Annotated in this window: 15 protein-coding genes; 6 read left to right on the top strand and 9 right to left on the bottom strand. The window is 36.2% G+C overall.

Translation table 11 applies throughout. From position 1 onward, the window contains the following. Positions 1-192: 192 nt before the first annotated feature. From B1NLA3E_RS11165 to plsY, 3 genes are all read right to left on the bottom strand, one after another. Positions 193-381 carry a hypothetical protein gene (locus tag B1NLA3E_RS11165; RefSeq protein ID WP_015593948.1) on the bottom strand — a complete coding sequence of 63 codons (189 nt, stop codon included), beginning with the start codon at positions 379-381 and terminating at the stop codon, positions 193-195. Positions 382-506: 125 nt separating this feature from the next. After that, positions 507-1,622, bottom strand: a complete 1,116-nt coding sequence (locus tag B1NLA3E_RS11170; RefSeq protein ID WP_015593949.1) for an ATP-binding protein — start codon at positions 1,620-1,622, stop codon at positions 507-509. A 243-nt stretch (positions 1,623-1,865) separates the two neighbouring features. Continuing rightward, positions 1,866-2,450 (bottom strand): glycerol-3-phosphate 1-O-acyltransferase PlsY, encoded by a 585-nt coding sequence (gene plsY, locus B1NLA3E_RS11175; RefSeq protein WP_015593950.1) that lies wholly within the window; start codon positions 2,448-2,450, stop codon positions 1,866-1,868. Positions 2,451-2,696: 246 nt separating this feature from the next. Between plsY and B1NLA3E_RS11180 the strand changes: the two genes are divergently transcribed. The 5 genes from B1NLA3E_RS11180 to B1NLA3E_RS11200 all read left to right on the top strand — a co-directional run bounded on the left by B1NLA3E_RS11180 (position 2,697) and on the right by B1NLA3E_RS11200 (position 10,629). Continuing rightward, entirely contained in the window at positions 2,697-4,430 is a 1,734-nt protein-coding gene (locus B1NLA3E_RS11180; protein WP_041581042.1) for a glycosyl hydrolase family 18 protein, read from the top strand. Between the two features lie 146 nt (positions 4,431-4,576). Next, positions 4,577-4,990 (top strand): CoA-binding protein, encoded by a 414-nt coding sequence (locus B1NLA3E_RS11185; RefSeq protein ID WP_015593952.1) that lies wholly within the window; start codon positions 4,577-4,579, stop codon positions 4,988-4,990. Positions 4,991-5,333: 343 nt separating this feature from the next. Next, entirely contained in the window at positions 5,334-7,313 is a 1,980-nt protein-coding gene (gene parE, locus B1NLA3E_RS11190; protein WP_015593953.1) for a DNA topoisomerase IV subunit B, read from the top strand. Next, on the top strand, positions 7,310-9,739 hold the full coding sequence (gene parC / locus B1NLA3E_RS11195; RefSeq protein WP_015593954.1) for a DNA topoisomerase IV subunit A: 2,430 nt from the start codon (positions 7,310-7,312) through the stop codon (positions 9,737-9,739). Before parE ends, parC begins: the two co-directional genes overlap by 4 nt. A gap of 152 nt (positions 9,740-9,891) precedes the next feature. Further along, positions 9,892-10,629 (top strand): hypothetical protein, encoded by a 738-nt coding sequence (locus B1NLA3E_RS11200; RefSeq protein ID WP_041580466.1) that lies wholly within the window; start codon positions 9,892-9,894, stop codon positions 10,627-10,629. 1,309 nt (positions 10,630-11,938) lie between these two features. On the opposite strand, the gene B1NLA3E_RS11205 is transcribed toward B1NLA3E_RS11200, so the two are convergent. The 6 genes from B1NLA3E_RS11205 to B1NLA3E_RS11225 all read right to left on the bottom strand — a co-directional run bounded on the left by B1NLA3E_RS11205 (position 11,939) and on the right by B1NLA3E_RS11225 (position 19,274). Then, positions 11,939-13,726, bottom strand: a complete 1,788-nt coding sequence (locus tag B1NLA3E_RS11205; protein ID WP_015593956.1) for a S9 family peptidase — start codon at positions 13,724-13,726, stop codon at positions 11,939-11,941. 213 nt (positions 13,727-13,939) lie between these two features. Further along, positions 13,940-14,896, bottom strand: coding sequence for a DMT family transporter (locus B1NLA3E_RS11210; RefSeq protein ID WP_015593957.1), 957 nt, complete (start codon positions 14,894-14,896; stop codon positions 13,940-13,942). A gap of 143 nt (positions 14,897-15,039) precedes the next feature. Next, positions 15,040-15,813, bottom strand: coding sequence for a cobalamin-binding protein (locus B1NLA3E_RS11215; RefSeq protein WP_015593958.1), 774 nt, complete (start codon positions 15,811-15,813; stop codon positions 15,040-15,042). A gap of 12 nt (positions 15,814-15,825) precedes the next feature. Next, positions 15,826-16,689, bottom strand: a complete 864-nt coding sequence (locus B1NLA3E_RS11220; protein ID WP_041580467.1) for a tyrosine-type recombinase/integrase — start codon at positions 16,687-16,689, stop codon at positions 15,826-15,828. A gap of 340 nt (positions 16,690-17,029) precedes the next feature. Continuing rightward, positions 17,030-17,743, bottom strand: coding sequence for a S16 family serine protease (locus tag B1NLA3E_RS25635; RefSeq protein WP_236619630.1), 714 nt, complete (start codon positions 17,741-17,743; stop codon positions 17,030-17,032). Beyond that, on the bottom strand, positions 17,679-19,274 hold the full coding sequence (locus tag B1NLA3E_RS11225) for an AAA family ATPase (protein WP_236619631.1): 1,596 nt from the start codon (positions 19,272-19,274) through the stop codon (positions 17,679-17,681). The genes B1NLA3E_RS25635 and B1NLA3E_RS11225 overlap by 65 nt, the downstream gene beginning before the upstream one ends. A 351-nt stretch (positions 19,275-19,625) precedes the next feature. Between B1NLA3E_RS11225 and hpaB the strand changes: the two genes are divergently transcribed. Further along, positions 19,626-21,068, top strand: a complete 1,443-nt coding sequence (gene hpaB, locus B1NLA3E_RS11230) for a 4-hydroxyphenylacetate 3-monooxygenase, oxygenase component (protein ID WP_041580468.1) — start codon at positions 19,626-19,628, stop codon at positions 21,066-21,068. The last annotated feature ends 4 nt before the right edge of the window (positions 21,069-21,072 follow it).

The following is a 21,072-nucleotide window of genomic DNA, read 5'->3' on the forward strand; positions in this document are numbered from 1 at the left end:
AACCAAATTAGATTATGTCAAAGATGTGTATGGGAACGGAAAGTTTAAGCTGTTTAAAGGATAATCTTTCCAAGATATTTAAAAAAATAGGGTTGAATCCACAAAATATGTCGTTTGGTTATCAACCTACCACGACTTATTAGAGTGAATTCAACCCTTATGCGTTTTTTTAGAATGATCATGATCCAAAATCTAATCAATGGCTTCAAAAAATTCAATCAGTTCATCAAAGTTTTTAATCACCTTTTTAGGGATGCCATCACAAGACAGGTCTGGTGAATAATCAAACAGTTCTAATAAAAATTCATCAGTTGGATTGTCAATACCAGTTGCAGTCGTAGAAAAGACGAAGTCATCCTGAACTATTTTAGAACTTTTCATAAATAACATCCTCCTCAGTTGTTTATCTTTATTTTATCGTCTGATTGGAAGGAATGGATGTTATTTTTTGACAAATTCATGAATCCTTATTTGTTTCCATAGATTTAGCTCTTTCTTGGTTTAACTTAGAAATTGTTTTCATATATTGGTAATTCAATTTGAAAGGAAGTACCATGATTGGGTGTACTTGAAACAAAAATATTTCCACCATGGTCCTCAATTATTTTTTTGCACACTGTTAATCCAATTCCAGTCCCAGTTTCTTTTGTAGAAAAAAACGGCTTAAACAATTGATCAATGGTTTCTTTTTTCATCCCGATTCCATTATCCACGATTAAAATAACGGCATTCCCATTTATATTTTTTGTTTGAATTCGTATGTTGCCCTTTAAGTTGTTTTGACTCTCATCGATTGCTTCAATCGCATTTTTGATAATATTTACTAGGACCTGCTTGATTTGTTTAATATCTATATATAACTTTTCATTTTCACACTCATAAACCGTTTCAATTTCTAGATTGCGAAAAATAGCTTCACTTTCAAACAAAATCATAATATCGCTTATCAGTTTATTTACGTAAATCAGTTTTTTCTTATTTTGTTGTGGTTTAGCAGCATTTAAAAATTCATAAATGATGTCATTTGCACGTTCAATTTCATCCAATGCGATGACTGCATACTCTTCTTTCCCAATTTCAGCCAAATAAGGCTGAATTAATTGAATAAATCCCTTTACCGTTGTTAGGGGATTACGGATTTCATGAGCAATTCCTGCAGCAAGCTGTCCTATAGTCGCAAGCTGGTCTGAAAGAATGGCCGCTTCCTTTATTTGAAACACGGTTTGGTCAAAGTTTTGTTTGTTCGTCAATAACTCACCATTAATACTGGATATTTTGTTTTCAACATGATCTAACATGTTTTGAATTTCTGATTGATCTGACCCATTCGGAACACAGAATAAATGGATAGAGCCATCACTTGAAATCAGTTTATAGGTATGAAACACTTCAAATTGTTCAGTTCTACCAGTCATTTTCAGTTCCAAGCAAGTGGTTTCGCTTTTTGAGTTAAGAAACTCCCTTAGTTCATCGGCCTGGGATGTGGAAATTAATTCGCTTAAAGAAGCAGGGGATGAAAATATTCGTTTTGCTGATTTGGAGGAGAACAAAATTTGTAAATCAGCATTAATGATAAAGTAAGGAAAAGGCATTCGTTCTAAAAGGGAATTATCCATTTGCATTACCAACCATCCTTATTTATTACTGGTATATAAGCCAGTTAGATTTATGTTTCTATTAATCTATATACTCAAAACAGATAAGAATATGTCGATTTTTGAAAATCCCTTTCCGTTAACTGCGACTTAAATCACACCGACATGGTTTCATCATACCAAAATAAACCATTTATAGACAAGAATCCACAGAAAATTTTCATTTTTTTTACAACAAAATAAAAAAAGAACCTGTATTTAAGGTTCTTTTTAAAGCCATTTAATTTTAGGTTCGGTTTTATTCATAATCCGTTTGATGTTAGCTCGATGTCGATAAAAGACAAAGGCTGATAGGACCGCTACAACCATGATAAGGGCATTGTCACCAACAATAAAAGCGTAAGTAAGTGATCCAACCGCCGCAAGCATTGAAGCTAGAGAAACATATTTTGTAACATATAGACTTAACATAAAGATAAGAAATAATATAAGAAACATCAACGGAGTGTATCCTAATAATATTCCTGCAGAAGTGGCAACCGCCTTTCCTCCTCTAAAACCTGCGAAAAGGGGATACATATGACCAATTACTGCCACAACCCCAGCTATTAAAGGATGTAAATCATTACCGAACCATTTTGCTAAAAATACAGCAAGTGTACCCTTTAATATGTCTGCTAACGTTACAGCGATTCCTGCTTTTTTTCCCAGTGTCCTAAATGTATTTGTTCCGCCTAAATTTCCACTACCATGCTCACGAATGTCAATTCCGTAAAAAACCTTCCCGACAATTAGTCCTGAAGGTATGGATCCAAGTAAATATGCGATAACTATAATTAAAATATTAATTGCCATGAAAACTTCTCCTTCAAACTTAAGTCATTTTACCATTGTACCATTATTTTTATAAAACTCCATGATGAATCCATCGCTTTTTAATAATCCTTTAGTCTTGCTTTTTTTAATTATTTTCGTCTGATAAAATAAAATATAATCTAAATCGCCTATTTGGACAATTTACGTGAGGAAAACTGTTCATGCGAATTATACTCGATTCTTGGTTTGATTAGAATCATTGATTTTGTGGAAGGAGGAAATGTTCTGGCTAGAATTGAATATCATAAACAAAAACCCATACCGACAGCAAGACTAGTGTGGGGAATCATTTTGGGGTTATTTTTAGTAATATCTAGCATTCTGCTATTCTTATATCCATTTGCGTCATCGAAAAAAGTGGCCTATTTTAAAGGTGATAACCCAATTTTATTTTTAGGAAAGCAAGAAGGAAATGCTCTGATTGAGGGGGAGACGATTTACGTCCCATTTAACTTCTTGAAATCGATGGATGACAGTATTTTGTTTGATGAAAAATCACATTCCATTATTATTACGACAAAAGACAAAGTGATCCAAATGCCATCAGAATCACTGACTTATTTTATCAATCAAAAGCCTGTAAATTTAGAAATCCCCCCCATAAAAAGGAAGGGTAGAGAATATTATATTTCGCTCGATACGATTTTGCCTTTTTATCCGATCCGTTCGACCATTCTTGAGGGAAGTCACGCGATCCTAATTCAAAAAGATGGGGAAAAACGTTCACGTGGTATCGTGATAGGGAAAGAGGTTAACGAAGAAAAGTTACGTTTACGAGTAAACTTAAATTTGCAATCTCCCTATTCAGCTCAGACCACCAAAAATGAACCAATCTTCATTGAAGGTGAGAAAGGAGATTACTATTTTGTGAGAAAAGAAGACGGTTCTGCAGGTTATCTTAATAAAAAATTAGTGAAACCTCAAGGGGATCCGGAAAAAGTTACTGTCAAACAAAATGTTGCAAATGCAAATCCCCCAGTGATAAATGGTCCTATTCAGCTTACTTGGGAAGCGGTGTACACAAAAAATCCAAACACAACCACAATTCCAGATATGCCTGGAGTGAACATTGTCTCTCCAACATGGTTTAAACTGGGGAGTGCAGACGGAACGGTTCACAATCTTGCATCACTTGATTATGTTAAATGGGCAAAAGGGCGTGGTTATCAGGTCTGGGGCCTTTTTTCGAATGATTTTAACCCTGATCTTACCCATGAAGCGTTAAGCGATTTTGAAACAAGACAAACCATCATTCGCCAATTGATTCATTTTAGTCAGATGTATCAACTGGATGGTTACAATATTGATTTTGAGAATGTTCGGAACGAGGATGGACCACTTGTAACTCAGTTTATTCGTGAAGCAACACCACATTTTCACGAGGCTGGAATAAATGTATCAATGGATATTACTTTTATTTCAACAAGCGGGAATTGGTCTGCTTTTTATGAAAGAGGAAAACTATCTGAAATCGTCGATTATATGGTCGTGATGGCTTACGATGAGCATTGGGGTAGTTCTCCCGTAGCAGGTAGTGTTGCGAGCCTTCCTTGGGTGGAACAGAACCTTCAAAGCTTATTAAAAGAAGTTCCCAATCAAAAACTCATACTTGGTGTTCCACTGTACACGAGGTTGTGGAAGGAAGAAACGGGGGAGGATAGGAAAACCAAAGTATCCTCAAAATCAAAGTCCATGTCTGCTATCAGTGAGTGGATTATTGAACATCAGCTTACACCTGTTTATGATGAGGCTAGTGGCCAAAACTATGCGGAATTTTATTCTGAAGAAGATAAGGCAACCTATAAGGTTTGGCTTGAAGATGAAGTGTCTTTAAAAAAACGTGCGGAATTAACTAGTAAATATAATCTTGCGGGTATCGCAAGCTGGTCCCGCTACTTCGCAGCTCCAGCAGCCTGGACGGCCCTTCAAATATTAGATGATCTTGAAGCTTCAAAATAATAACCATTTAGCTTAATAAAAATTGAGAATTGGTACAACAAATATTAATATATCAGCACATTACCCCTTTTTCAAAGCAAATTAGTAGGAATATATCTGATAAAAGCGGTAGAATAATAATTAAAATGTTAAAGGGGTGGCTTAACATGTCAATCGAAAATCCAAGCCGAGAAGAAATAGGGTCTATTTTAAAAAAAGCGAAGCGAATTGCAGTTGTGGGAATAAGTGACAAACCGGACCGAACTTCTTACATGGTCTCAAAAGCAATGAAAGATGCTGGATATGAAATTATTCCAGTTAATCCTCAATTTACTGAAGTCCTTGGTGTAAAGGCAGTTTCCAAGTTGAGTGATATTGAAGGACATATTGATATCGTCAATATTTTCCGTCGTTCAGAATTTTTACCTGAAATTGCAAAGGATTTTGACGAAATTGATGCTGATGTGTTTTGGGCACAGCTTGGGGTAGAGAATGAAGAAGCATATGACTTTTTAAAGAAAAAGGGATACACTGTTATTATGGACCGTTGCATTAAGGTTGAACATGCCTTAACAAAATAGAGAAATTTCGTAGCATGGGACATCCTCATGCTACTTTGTTTTTTTTGCCCCGCTTTTGAATAAATCACCATAATAGATATTCATTTCCCAACTATGTAATTTCTACAAATTCGTGAGCAAATCAAGGAACGGTTTGCCAAAATGAAATAAATAGATACAATAAAGCATAGACGTCTATAAAAAATATGGTAAGATATGATAATCCAAACGTTCGTTCTGAAAGAATAGATATTTACAGAACCGAAAAGGAATATGCCATTCATTAGACGAATAATTAAACAAAGTTTGACAACATAGAAATAGATTTGATTTGTTGTGTTGTATGGATGAAAGGGGTATGTTCGTGGCAAGAAACCAGCAAGTATTTGATTACAATGATGACGCCATTCAGGTGCTCGAAGGCCTAGAGGCTGTTAGAAAACGGCCTGGTATGTATATAGGTAGCACCGATGCCCGCGGTCTACACCATTTAGTTTATGAAATAGTTGATAACTCGGTAGATGAAGCTTTATCAGGCTTTGGAAATCATATTATTGTTAAAATTCATAAAGATAATTCAATAAGTGTTCAAGATAAAGGGCGAGGAATGCCTACAGGTATGCATAAACTCGGAAAACCTACTCCAGAAGTGATATTAACCATTCTCCACGCAGGTGGGAAATTTGGTCAAGGCGGGTACAAAACAAGCGGAGGCTTACACGGTGTTGGTGCTTCTGTTGTAAATGCTTTGTCAGAATGGCTCGTTGTCACGATAAAACGTGATTCCTTTGTATATGAGCAGCGCTTTGAAAATGGTGGGAAGCCTGTAACGACTTTAGAGAAAATTGGCAAGACCAATCAGACAGGGACAACGATTCATTTTAAACCGGATCCTACCATCTTTTCAGCAACTACTTATAATTATGAAACGTTGTGTGAACGTTTACGTGAATCGGCCTTTTTACTTAAAGGCTTGAAAATTGAAATGATTGACGATCGAAATGATGTTCAGGATGTTTTTCATTACGAAAATGGCATTGAAGCCTTTGTTGAATATTTAAACGAGGAAAAGGATGTTCTTCAACCAGTTGTAAACATTGAAGGTGAACAAATCGGAATTGAGGTGGATTTCTCCTTCCAATTTAATGACGGTTATTCAGAAAATGTCCTATCCTTTGTCAATAATGTCCGTACAAAAGACGGTGGAACCCATGAAGCAGGTTGCAGGTCAGCAATGACACGGGTCTTCAACGACTATGCCCGTAAGGTAAGTTTAATAAAAGAAAAAGATAAAAACCTTGAAGGAGCCGATATTCGCGAGGGGTTAGCGGCAGTAATTTCAGTGCGGATTCCTGAGGATCTTCTACAGTTTGAAGGACAAACAAAAGGAAAGCTTGGCACTAGTGAAGCTCGTTCCGCAGTCGATTCCGTCGTATCTGAACATCTTTCTTATTTTTTAGAAGAAAACCCTGATATTAGTTCCTTACTCATAAAAAAATCGATAAAAGCCTACCAAGCAAGAGAAGCAGCCCGTAAGGCACGCGAAGATGCAAGAAGCGGGAAAAAGCGGAAACGTTCAGATGCTGTTCTGTCAGGGAAATTAACCCCAGCTCAGTCCCGAAATCCCCAACGAAATGAGCTTTATTTAGTGGAGGGAGATTCTGCCGGTGGTTCAGCTAAACAAGGTCGTGACCGCCGTTTCCAAGCAGTACTTCCGTTAAGAGGAAAAGTAATTAACACTGAAAAAGCAAAGCTTTCCGATATATTTAAGAATGAAGAAATAAACACGATCATCCATGCGATTGGCGGTGGTGTAGGATCGGACTTTAGTGTCGAAGATATCAATTATGATAAAGTTGTTATTATGACTGATGCAGACACTGATGGGGCTCATATTCAAGTTTTGCTATTAACTTTCTTTTACAGATATATGAAGCCCTTGATTGAATCTGGAAAGGTCTTTATTGCTCTTCCACCTTTGTATAAGGTTAGTAAAGGAACTGGAAAAAAAGAAGTAATTGAGTACTCTTGGAGCGATGATGATCTTCAAGCTGCCATTAAAAAAGTTGGAAAAGGATATATCCTTCAACGTTATAAAGGGCTAGGCGAAATGAATGCTGATCAGTTATGGGATACAACCATGAATCCCGACACTCGAACATTAATCCGCGTCCGTATCGATGATATCGCTCGAGCTGAACGTCGTGTTACCACGCTGATGGGTGATAAGGTAGAGCCTCGGCGAAAGTGGATTGAAGCCAATGTTGAGTTTGGGTTACAAGAAGATGGAAATATCCTTGAAAATGAGAATATTAGTGTTGCAGGGGAGGATACTGAGGCATGAGTTTAGTAGAAAAATTCCGCGATCTTCCTCTTGAAGATGTTATGGGTGACCGATTTGGTCGCTATAGTAAATATATTATCCAAGAACGAGCTTTGCCTGATGCGCGTGATGGGTTAAAACCTGTGCAAAGAAGGATTTTATATGCCATGCATGTAGAAGGTAATACACACGAAAAGGGATTTCGTAAATCAGCAAAAACGGTTGGAAACGTAATCGGTAACTATCATCCTCATGGTGATTCTTCTGTTTACGAGGCAATGGTCCGAATGAGTCAGGATTGGAAAGTGCGAAATTATCTGGTTGAAATGCACGGGAATAACGGAAGTATGGATGGGGACCCTCCTGCTGCGATGCGTTATACAGAAGCAAGGCTATCTGCCATTTCTGCTGAGTTATTAAGGGATATTGAAAAAGAAACAGTTGATTTTATTCCAAACTTTGATGACACCTCAAATGAACCAACCGTACTCCCAGCAATGTTTCCAAACCTTCTGGTTAATGGTTCTACTGGGATATCGGCAGGTTACGCAACTGAAATTCCACCGCACCACCTTGGTGAAGTGATTGATGCTGTTATTATGAAAATGAACAAACCTGATGTTTCTGTTGAAGAATTAATGACCGTTATGAAAGGTCCTGATTTCCCTACAGGTGGGATTATCCAAGGCGTTGACGGAATTAAAAAAGCATATGAAACAGGTAAAGGTAAAATCATTATTCGTGGAAAAGCAGAAATTGAGGATGTTCGTGGTGGAAAACAACAAATCGTGATTACCGAAATCCCATTTGAAGTGAATAAAGCTAATTTAGTAAAAAAAATGGATGAATTCCGACTTGACCGAAAACTTGAGGGAATATCTGAAGTACGCGATGAAACTGATCGCACTGGTTTAAGAATTGTAATCGAATTGAAAAAAGATGTGGATGCTGAAGGTGTCCTAAATTATTTATATAAAAATAGTGATCTGCAGGTCACTTATAATTTTAATATGGTCGCAATCTTTAACAAGCGACCAGTACTAATGGGTATTAAGCAACTACTATCTGCCTATATTGACCATCAGAAGGAAGTTATTACGAGAAGATCTAATTATGAGTTAAGAAAAGCAAATGAACGTCAACATATTGTTGAAGGATTAATGAAGGCACTGTCAATTCTAGATGAAGTCATAACAACCATTAGGGCTTCTAAAGACAAAAGAGACGCCAAGGATAATTTAATTGCTAGATTTCAATTTTCCGAAGCTCAAGCAGAAGCGATTGTATCCTTACAGTTATATCGTTTAACTAATACGGATATTACTGCTTTGCAAAAGGAAGCGGAAGAACTTGCAAAAAAGATAGATGAATTGACTTCTATTTTAAACAGTGAGCAAAACCTTTTGAATGTGATTAAAAAAGATTTAAAAGAAGTGAAAAAGAAATTCGCCGATGAAAGGCGATCAGTGGTCCAAGCGGAAATTGAAGAAATCAAAATAAACCTTGAAGTTTTGATTGCCAATGAGGACGTCATAGTAACTGTAACAAGACAAGGTTATGTGAAACGGACAAGCCAACGTTCTTACGCAGCATCAAATGGGCAGGACCTAGCAATGAAGGATTCAGATCGCTTACTTGCTAGGTTAGATGTGAACACAACTGATGTTCTTTTACTTTTTACAAATAAGGGAAATTATTTATTTTGTCCTGTCCATGAATTGCCGGATATCCGTTGGAAAGACCTCGGACAGCATATTGCTAATATTATTCCGATAGATCGTGATGAATCTATTATAAAAGCGATTCCGATTGAGGACTTCAATACTAATCAATATTTATTGTTCGTAACAAAAAATGGCATGGTCAAAAAAACAGAGTTAATTCAATATAAAGCACAACGATACTCAAAACCGCTTACTGCAATTAATTTAAAAGATCATGACCAGGTGATTGATGTTTATATAACTGATGGGAAAAATGATTTATTTTTAATGACTCATTATGGTTATGCACTATGGTTTAGTGAAGAAGAAGTCAGCATTGTCGGAGCTCGAGCCGCTGGTGTAAAAGGAATAAACTTAAAGGACAACGATTTTGTGATAAGTGGCAAAATTTTGTCAACAACAGAAAAAAGAGCCATTGTCATTGCAACCCAACGAGGTGCTGTGAAAAAAATGAAGCTTTCTGAATTTGAGCGTGCTACGCGGGCAAAACGTGGTCTTGTCCAATTGCGAGAACTTAAATCGAACCCTCACCGAGTTATTGGTTTTGTCCTTGTTCAAGATAAGGACGACATTTATATTCAATCCGAAAAGGGAACGATTGAAAGCATAAATGCTGCAAGTATCCGCAATAATGACCGTTATTCTAATGGTTCATTTTTATTGGATGAAAGCGAAAGTGGCAAAACAGTAGAAATTTGGGTGATTGAAAATCCAGAGGAATAGAATAAAATAATAATAAATTATTAATGGACTGATTCCCATAAAAAGGGGAATCGTCCTTTTTTTTATTAATGACAGTAAATTGTCTCCTTTATTACATCATTTTCATTGTATTGGTCATACTAGTATGGAATAAATACTCAGGAGATGGCTTGATGAAAAAAAAACTAGTTATTATCTGTGTTGCATTCTTATTAATAACATTGGCAGCGATTACGGTTGAAGCAAAACCGAATAAATCAAAGATGTTGGTAAAGAAAGCAGATATTACCGGGGATGGTGTAAAGGATGAGGTAACACTAAAGGAATACTCCATCCGAAAACATGGAAATAATAGTAAAAAAACAATTATATCTCTAAAGCTTTCTAACGGAAAAACCCAGGAGATAAATCTTAGGAATGGTCAAAATCCTAAATTGGTTTTGGTTGATTTTAATAATGATGGTGTAAAAGAGATATTTGTTCGATTTGCAAAAGGGGGAACAATGGAACATCAGCTATTTTCATTTAAGGATTCTATATTTAAAGAGTGGAGTGTACCTGAGTTACCAACCATTCAAGGGCAATTTTCGAATGGGTACAAAGCTAAAATAACCATTCAAGAAACAAAAATGTATTATATGTTAAAGCTAAATTCAAGGAAAGAAAATTATGATTCATTAGGAATTTATCGAAATGGAAAAGTAAATGAACCAACTGAACTAGTGATCCGCCCGTATGGCGGGTTTAATCAAACTCAAGTCCATGAGAATGAAATGGGGTTAAAAGGGGTACAAATCATCAGTGGGATTGGAAAGACAGACACCATTGCTTTTGTAGAATCCTACTATTCCTGGGTAAATGGAAATTGGACACTTCAGAAGGCAAAGGTTTTAGAGGTGAACCATCATTAACTATTCATGGACAATGATAGTGAATTTTCAAATCTTGGTTATAGGGTCTTATCATTACGATATTAAATTGAGCCTATTCTCGAATTTACGGGTGGGCTTTTTTATTATTTTTATCAATTTCTTTTATACTGAAGCATATGACCGATTCCATTTACTGTAATTTAAAATATATATATATAAGGCTAGTACAATTTTTTATTGTAAAAGAGTTGTGTGTCCGAGGGATGCTGTTAGCTGCCTTTTGTAGCTGATGTTTGATCTCAAGGCCAATTAGTAGCCTCAGTATCCTTTTATTTTTTCTCGAAATTGAACCTTCTTAGAATGGACTCAATTACTGAGGAAGATCTGCTGTCTTTGGCTAAACCGTTGATGAAAAATGAATATGGAAATTACCTTGTGAAAATAGCCAATAGTTCCTATCTTACTAAAACTCAGTGAATAGATAGGTCCATGATCATTTTTCTGTTAGTTAGATGGCGGATGATTACCTCGCAATTTAGTTGAAAGTGATAAGGGATCAAGTTTTAGAAATAACAAAAAGTGACTCATGTAGTTGAGCCACTTTTTGTTATTAGGATTCAACTCTTTGTATATATTCTTGCCATTGTGCTTACTATATAGGTAGCAAACGAGATAGTGGAGGAGCAGCACAAAATCGGCTTCAGTCCAAAATTTATCAATTACCTAAAGAAATAGCAAGAGCTGTTAAAATAATGCAAAGTACTATTTATGACCATATGAAACGGACTACAACAAAGGTATGGAATAACCAGAGTTTGAAATAAAATGATGAAATTAAATGTGATGGCTAAACAATTAATGAAAACAATTACATAATATGATTATGTAAACAAAGAGCCTAATTAATAAACATATTAATTGAATCATTATAAAAAGGTCTGGATTGCCATTTACCATTAAAAACTAATTTAATGTAAAAAGATAAAAAAATAACAAGGATTTCATAAAATTTTCGATACTTAAGTCTGACAGCCGTAAATAAACATAATCTTAAGAAGTCCAAAATTTTAATTTTCGTCTCACTATCTTAAGTATACTCAGGTAATGAGATGGTTTTTAATTATTTAATCCAACTTCCTATAATAGATATTATGTAAACTTGAAATAAACCTTAACAATACGGTACGGCTATTGTTTAATGTCGCTGCTCCATTGTGCATCTAAAAACTTCAAAAAAAAATACTACAAAACCCCTGACTTTAATCAGTGGTTTTGTAGTTCTGTTCCTTCAATTAATAAATTTCCGAACTACCTAAGACAATTTAAGCTGTAATGTTTTAAATGTATATTATTTCTTCCCAATATACTGTTTAAGAAAATCAGCAAACTTTGAATAAGCACTAATCTTATTCTTAAGTTTTACCAACGAATGACCCTCATCTTCAACACGAATATACGTAACTGGATGATTTCGTTTCTTTAGTTTATTTACAATTTGCTCAGATTCCTCAATCGGGACTCTCGGGTCGTTTTTTCCGTGAAGAACCATAATTGGAGATGTGATTTTATCGGCATGATTCAAAGGATCTATTTGATCAAAAAAATCTCCTTCTTTTTCAATGGTTCCATATTCAGCCTCTCTTAGCTTTTTCCGCCAAGGAACTGTCGTTTTTAGGAACGTTCTAAAACTAGAAATTCCAACGATATCGATCGCTGCAGCCCACAAATTTGGATAGTGGCTTATCGCAGCAAGAACCATAAATCCACCGTAACTACCTCCCATGACTGCTATCTTTGCAGCATCTACTTTTCCATTTTCTTTTAGCCATTCCACTAAAAAAATAAGATCTTTTACAGCGTCCATACGTTTCTTAGCATCATCAAGATGTGTGTACGTTTTTCCATAACCTGCACTACCGCGAACATTTGGAGCTACCACCGCATAACCAACACTTAGAAAATACTGCACCAATGGGTTGTAAACCGCACGACTTTGACTTTCCGGGCCCCCATGAATATATATTACAACAGGAATTTCGCCAGTCGCATCTTTAGGCCTGTAGTAAAAGGCGGGTATTTTAAGATTGTCAAACGATTGGTAAGATATTAATTCAGGTTCAATTAGTTTTTTCTCCAGTATTGGGGTGCGAGAGACGTATGTAAGTCGTTCTGCGAGGATAGTCGTAAGATCCAGCTCCCATAAATCAGATGGATGTGCTGGCCCGTTAAATACATAAACTAACTTTTGATCATCTGGTGAAAATTTGAGATTGGTGATTACACCCATTGGTGTTTCCCATGCATAAAGTGTGCTTAGATTCAAGTCTAATAGGTAGCCTTTGGATATCCCCCCTTCGTTAATTGTGTAAGCTAATTTGTTTTTTCTCTTATTCATTGCTAGCCCCTCATAATCCCACTCACCTCGCTCCAACCATGTGAAATGTTTAGTAGCTAAATGAATGAATGCGAGTCCAAAGAATTCCCGGTCTTTATTGGTTAATAAATAAATATGGTCTCCATCATTATTAAAATGAACATCTTTAAAACTTGCTTCACCAATATGTTCTGTTATCCAGTTTACATCACCAGTTAAAAGAGACAATGCACCTAATACATGATCAAGGAGAGATTTTGTTTGTTTAATTAACAAAGAATTTCCATCAGGAAACCACTTCACTACTGAAAAGGTCCCATCTTGGGTAAAAACGAGTCGAATTTCTAGTGTTTCGATATTTTGAATGTATATGTCAAAAAAGGCTTGATTTCGGCGATTGCTAGACCAAGCAATCCATTTTCCATTAGGAGAGCTTCCACCGTACAAATGAACATGTTCTGGGGAGTTGGTTAGGGCGATCAGTTCACCATTCTCCTTTAATAGACACAATTGCACCCTTTCATCTCCAGCAGCATCCATTCCAATAATCAGATCCGATGTGCCATCAATATATTTAATAAAGGTAATATCTTCTTTTGTAAAAGAGGCTTGTGCAGGCCAACCATCCCTTCGATCAAGCTCCCAAACCTGTACTGTCCCCGTAAAATCAGATAGAAAGCTTATCTTTTTTCCATTTGGGTTGTATACAGGATTTTTCGCTGTACGAACATATAAATAAGGGTCTACACTAATTTCAGCCATTACCTTATCACCACCCAATTAGACTTCGAAAATTTATATAATCATTTTTATATCAAACACGGTTGATTATCCCTTTCAATTATATTTTTATAGATCTAGTTTCATGCTCCTATATTTAGGCCAAAGAAAAATCAGAGGGGATCCTCCCTCTGATAGAAGTTAAACTACATTTTCACAACCGGTTGACCTTCTTTTTTCGCTCTGAAAACCGAATTAACTAATTTTCCTGCTGATTCTACTAGCGATTGCTTTCTTTTCCCGTCCATTATAATTAATCGCTATAATACCAATTGCAACCAAAGCAATCGCAGCTAAAATATATAAATTCAATCTTTCACCAGGAATAAACATCGCCGATAAAAACGCACCAAATACAGGTGTTAAAAAATTATATATGCTCATTTCACCAGCTTTATTATATTTCAAAATTGAAAACCACATCGCAAATGCCACCGAAGAAATCACTGCTGCATATATTAGTAATCCTAAACTAAATGGAGTGAAAGTTAAGGAATGAGGACCCAACTGGGGCAATCCAATGATAAGTAACAAGATAGACCCTATTGTTAACTGCCACCCTGTGAGTGTAATGGGATCAATATCAGTTGCTAACTCTTTTGCCATAATCGTTGTAATCGCACTGGTAAGCGCAGAAAGAATCATATACCCTTCCCCGGTCCACTGAAATTGAAACTGGAATTCCTGTCCCCAATTGGCAACAATAATCCCCGTAATTCCAGCCAAAATTCCAATGGCTTTCTTCCCATTCATTTTGTCGTCCTTGTAGTAAAAATGTGCCAAAAACACAGCCAGAAATGTTCCGGTTGAGGTCAAAATAGATCCTTGCATCCCAGATACTTTCGCCAGTCCATTATAAAAGAAAAAATACTGTATAGCGGTCTGAATAATACCGAACACAACCAATACAAGGATTTGTGAGCGTCTTACAACCAATTTATTACGATTTGTAAATAATAAAAAAACTAAAATGATTATCCCAGCTATAAGAAAACGCATTCCAGCAAACACAATTTTTGCCATCGTGTCATCTGGGGCCATATGCAATTCTTGATAGCTTATTTTTAGTACAGGGAAAGCACTGCCCCACAATAATGAACAAAAAATAGCTATAATGATGACAGCCCATTTATTTTGATAAATACTCTTCAATTTGATCCATCTCCTATGCAAACTGAGTTTGCTTATAAAAACACAATAAATATTTATTATATCACTATTTCTTGTTTCTTCTTTTTTTTTGAAACAATGAAATAGTAAAAAAATGAATAAATATTTTGCACAGGAGAAAACTGTTAATCCCTTATATGTATTAACTTAAACAGTTTTTCAAGCCCTTCAAGGAGCCTCGGTGACGGACGGCAGTATAATTCTTCTTCAAGGATTAGGATTTGATCATCATTCGGAAAGTTCAACCTTTCAAAACCTGGTCGTTTAGTAATAGCACTTTTTTTAATTTTATCCTTTCGCACGCCAACCCAAGCTAGACAGATAAAATCCGGTTTGCGATTCAATACATCCTCCCAATCCGTCTGAACACTCGCTAAATCAACATCATCAAATACATTTAAAGCGCCAGCTGCTTCAGAGATTTCTGTTAACCAGTTGATTTTTCCTGGGGTGAAAATGGGTTTTGGCCACCACTCCCAATATAATGACGGCCTCAAATTAACCTTTGCCCCGTTCTTTTTAACTTCATCCAGCCGAGTGCGAAACTTTCGAGCAGCATCGAACCCTCGCTCATCCTCTCCAAGTGCTTCAGCAGTAATAATTAAGTCTCGTTCTATATCGGATAGAGATTGAGGGTTCAATACGATATGTGGGATTCCCCTTTTCACTAAAGCTTCGACGTTCTTTTCCATTCCTGGAACACTTAACGAGGCCACGACAAGATCTGGTTTTAATTTTTCAACAAGATCCATGTTGATTGATAAATCAGGTCCCAATTTAGGCAAGTTAGCAATGGAGGTAGGCCAATCTGAGTAATCATCCACCCCCACTAACAGATGTGTTAAACCTAAGTATTCGATGATTTCCGTATTACTCGGACATAGTGAAATGACTTTCATAATCTAATTTTCTCACCTTTCTACCACGTAATTTTGAGACTGCAGCGCTTCGGTTATTTGTTTAAGGTAATTTGATGCAGAGATCTCTTCAATACCTAGCTCTTTCGCTATCATTTGAATTGGGTCTTTACTGGCGTACAAATAATAAGCTAAGGCCCTCCGAATCGAAATGAGAGTGAGGGCTTGAGCTCCCTCCTGTAAGTAATCCTTTGAAATGGTGCGTAAATGATGAAGGATGGACATGACTTGGACTGGACCACCTGTTTCCTCCCCATGCTGCTTTGTGACAAAAACATACTCACTCCCATTAAGCATCGTTTCATCAAAATACGATTTGAAATAGGTCGCCTCTTCCTCTTCAAGGTAAATTGTGCGGTTTTTCAGTTTGATTTCAACCTTATTTTCAGCAATCAAAACATCATCTTTTTTGAAACGGAAGTCCGCTGTTTTTAATCCCTTTGTGGCTAAAAGAAAGATGGCTTTTCGCAATGGTGAATAGCTTTGGTTATGAAATGTTTTGTTAAGGATTTCCAATATTTGTTGATAGGGAACTTCAATCTTTAAATCGTCTGTATTCTTGAACCTTTTCAGCTTAACAGCTGGATCAACTGGTACTTTGTCGATTTCCCAGAGGAAATTAAATAATGTCTTTAAAATGGCCAATTCTTTATTTATAGTAGAAATACTCTTTTCCTTGTCTAGTTGTTCTTCTAAATAATTTTTTATATCAGTAGGAGAAATTTGGAAAGGCTCCTTATTAGCTAGATAGGTATTCTTTATAAAGAGAAAAAACTGTTCACACACTCTTTGATAACTTTTAACGGTTTCCGAACTATAACCCCTGTTCTCAATGTGTTTGATAAATCCATAAGGCATCCTCTCCACGTCCCTCCTGTTCTAGATATAGTTAGTATTCGATTGTACGTTCGGTTTATCCTTCGAATTATTTAAAATTAAAGAATTTTCTTACTTTTACAATATAGTTGTTTTCTTTTTGTCCTGTTTTAAACTTTTCTTAGCTGCTTGTAGTTATTATTTTTAAAAGTTTAGGGTACATTTGTACCCTAAACTAACTGTTTACATTAATATTTAGTAGTTAAGAAATTTTAGCCATACTAGCAAACTTTTCAATTATTTAGCTTAAAAAGGGCTAATATTTAGTCTTTCCCACAAAAAAACACGCTGCTTTAATCAGCGTGTCCCTTCTATATTGATTTCACTTTGTAACTTTAGCAGACTCATACATTCTATTGAACCGAGCTTCCACTTTTGAAAAAATCGAATCAGCCGGAAACTGTCCATTTTGATCACGATTATTTCCTGCACTTTCACCCGATAAAATTTCAATGCCCTCAGCAATATGACCTACTGCCCAAATATGGAACTGCCCCCTCTTTATCGCATCTACTACTTCATTTTCAAGCATTAAGTTTTTTACATTTTGTTTAGGAATAATAACCCCTTGTTTTCCAGTCAGCACTCGTTCCTTGCAAATATGATAAAATCCTTCGATTTTTTCATTTACTCCACCGATGGGCTGAATTTCTCCCCACTGATTCACCGATCCTGTAACAGCAATACTTTGGTTGATTGGAACTTCCGCGAGTGATGATAGGAGCACATATAGCTCTGTACTAGAGGCGCTATCTCCATCAATATGCGAGTACGTTTGCTCAAATGTAATACTAGCTGATAAAGGAATGGGGCGATTTTTGGCAAATTCACCAGAAAGGAAACCGTTCAAAATCATCATCCCTTTATTATGAATTTGACCACTTAACGATGTTTCTCTTTCGATATTCATAATTCCGCTTTTTCCAACATAAGTTTGCGCCGTAATCTTGGTTGGAATACCGAAAATAGAATCACGAGCCCCCATCACTGCTAAACCATTGATTTGTCCGACACGAAACCCATCTGTATCGACCATAATGTTTCGATTGTTCCTCTACCAATCGCGAACTATAATCAATAATTTTTCCGACAGCTCTAGAATGAAAAGGAAGTAGACCTTCCTGGTTAGCGTAATTTTTGACAAAACGAGCCATTTTTAGGCTGTTTTCTTCATCCTTTTCCATAACCATATCAAATTCCACTTTGACCTTAAACAGCTTATGAAAATCCTCATCGATACTCGAAAGTAAATCATATAAATAATAGGAACCAATAATAATAACTTTAATATTTAATGGGATTGGTTCAGGCTTGATTCCTGTGGTAGGAAAAACCCCTCTTTCCTCATATAAATTCTCGATTTGAACATTTCCAGTCTGTAGGGCTCTTTTTAATAGGGTCCAGACATTAGGCTGCTGGAGTAATTCAGTTGCTTGTAGGATTAAATACCCACCGTTTGCTAAATGCAAAACACCTGGCTTAATATAAGAAAAATCAGTAACCCAGCTTCCTAGTTCCCCTTTGTATTCAACTTTTCCGAATAGATTATGGTAAGTAGGGTTTGTCTCGTAAATGACGGGTGCACCATTTTGGTTTTTGTGATTCACAAATAAATTAACAGTGTAACGATTCAGTTGCTGTTCTTTCGAGGCTATGAGTGTGTTCATAACATTATTTTGTGGCTCACCATTAGTTAAAAAGAATGAAAAGTGAACGACTACATCATGAAAATAGGCGTCTAAATAAGAAAGGACTTTAACATGTTCTTTGTAGATCTCTCGAATTGGCTGAAAAAGACTCAAAATGGCGTCAGATGTTGTCTCACGCATAAATTGATCTAAGCTCTTCCTTATTTGCTCATCTATTTTTCTCATCTGATACAGTGTTTCTCGAATTTTTTCTTCTACCTTTTTTTCTTTCCCTGATAGTATTTCTTTTTCAGAATCGGATAGTTTTCCATATTCCTTCCTTTCAACAGGTCTTCCGTTACGCAAAAGATAGGTATTAACCCCTTCAGGTGTATGTTCTATTTTAAAACTAAGTTCTAAGGCAAAAGCTTCTGCCTGTTTCCAAAGATCCTCCATTTTTTCACGAAATCCCTCTAAAATTGCTTGCTTCTTTTTTTCGTATCCTTCTCCTGAAAAAGTGGAGCGGAGTTCTCGTCCAATTTCTATTAACAAGGTTTCAATTTTACGTTGAAATAGAGGACCATTTCCTGCCGGTAAGGAAATCACCATTGGTCTATCGGGATTTTCAAAATTATGTACATAACACCAGTCTTCAGGTACTGATCGCTTTTTGGCCATTTCTGCCACACTATTTCGTGTATAAGTCATTCTTCCTGTCCCTGCAGGACCTACGACAAACAAATTATAACCGGATTGTTCAACTGATAGACCAAACTCCATCGCTTGCTCTGCCCGGTGCTGTCCAATCATTTCAGTTGGTATTAATTCAATATCGTCTGTAGTTTCAAAGTTGAAATAACTAGCATCAAACTCTGGTCTAAGTTTTGATACTGGGACTCGATGGATAGAAAGCACATTTTCGTATTCTTCGGTGTTCATAAGAATTCCCCATTCCTTATTTAAGTTAATTTGTCGAGATTAAGATATTTTTTATCTATTTTGGCGGAAATCATTGAGAAAATCGAATATCAATTAATTTCAAATAGGTAATATTGTTTTATCTATTCTTTATAAATTCGCTATCTATTGTGGACTCCCCTTCTCCATTTCTAATTGTTCTAAACATTCGATTAGTTAGCTGGGGAGCTTTAATCTTTTCTCATCACATCTTCTAGACTAAATCCCTGTTTTTTTGGTGGATAAGCAATATATTAACTTAAGTTTAATAAGCTAATTTGAAGCGTTTATGCTTAAACGACTAGATAATACAAAGGAAAATAGGTGAAAAACGTGCCTGCTATTGATGGTTCAACCTTCTTAAAAAGAATTGGTAATTTAAAAGCAGAAATTTGGATGGATGGTAAAAAAATTTCTAAAAATATATGTGAACACCATGCCTTTAAAGGAATCCTAACCAGTAAAGCAAAGCTCTATGATCTACAGTTGGAAAAGAACAAAGACTTTATGACCTATCTGTCTCCTTTAACAGGAAAAAGAGTGGGGAGTTCTTTTTTACCGCCAAAAACAAAAGAAGATTTAGAAAAGAGGAGATTAACGACACAAGAATGGGCAAAAACGTCAGGAGGCATGATGGGGCGTTCTCCAGATTATATGAACACAGGTTTGATGGCGTTAGGAAGTGCTTGGGATGTTTTTGAGGACAAACAAAATCGTGGCAAAAATATCAGGAAATTATATGAAAACGCCAGGGAAAATGACCTTACTTTCTCCCACACATTTGTAAGTCCTCAAGTAAACCGTTCTTTGGTTTATTTTGAGACCAACGAAACTCCTATTTCTGCACAAGTTATTAAACAAAATAGTGAAGGTATCATTATAAAAGGCGCACGACTGCTAGCTACTCAAGGCGGCATTACGGATGAACTATTGGTTTTACCAGTTGGTGGGAAATATATTGAGGATCCATTTATTTATGCATTCTCCATTCCAAGTAATACACCAAACCTAAAGTTTATCTGCCGTGAATCCTTTGCATACCGCACCTCTGAATTTGACCATCCATTAGGTTCGAGATTTGAGGAAATGGATACAATTGTGGTATTTGATAATGTACTCGTGCCTTGGGAAAGGGTATTCCTTTACAAGGATTATTCAATTGTAAGAAATTTTAACGATGAAACGAAATTTAACTTATTTTTACTACATCAAACCGTGTCTAGACAGATAATAAAATGCGAGTTTTTACTTGGTGTAGCACAATTACTTGTTGATTCAATTGATATCGGGGGATATCAGCACGTTCAAGAAAAAATAGGTGAAATCATTACGGGACTTGAAACCGAAAAGGCGTTGTTATTGAGTTCCGAAATTGGGGCAAAAGTAGATAAGCGAGGAATCATGATACCCGATGCCAATCCCTTATACGCAGCAATAGTCACGTTTCCTAGGTTATACCCGAGATTAACTGAGATTTTGCAGTTGCTTGGAGCAAGTGGATTGGTTTCAATTCCCACAGAACAGGATTTTGAATCTGAAATTAAAACAGATTTACATCAATACTTACAGAGCGCATCCAGTGATGCAAAAGAAAGAACTAGACTGTTTAGGCTCGCATGGGATATAAGCATAAGTGCCTTTGGCGGCAGGCAGACCCTTTATGAAAGATTCTTTTTTGGTGACCCAATCAGATTAAGTTCTGGGTTGTATAATACCTATTCGAAGGATCAATCCATTGCTTTGGCAAAGTCAATTTTGAATCTGAATGAATCATAAAATA

Source organism: Bacillus sp. 1NLA3E (assembly GCF_000242895.2).
Classification (GTDB): domain Bacteria; phylum Bacillota; class Bacilli; order Bacillales; family Cytobacillaceae; genus Bacillus_BU.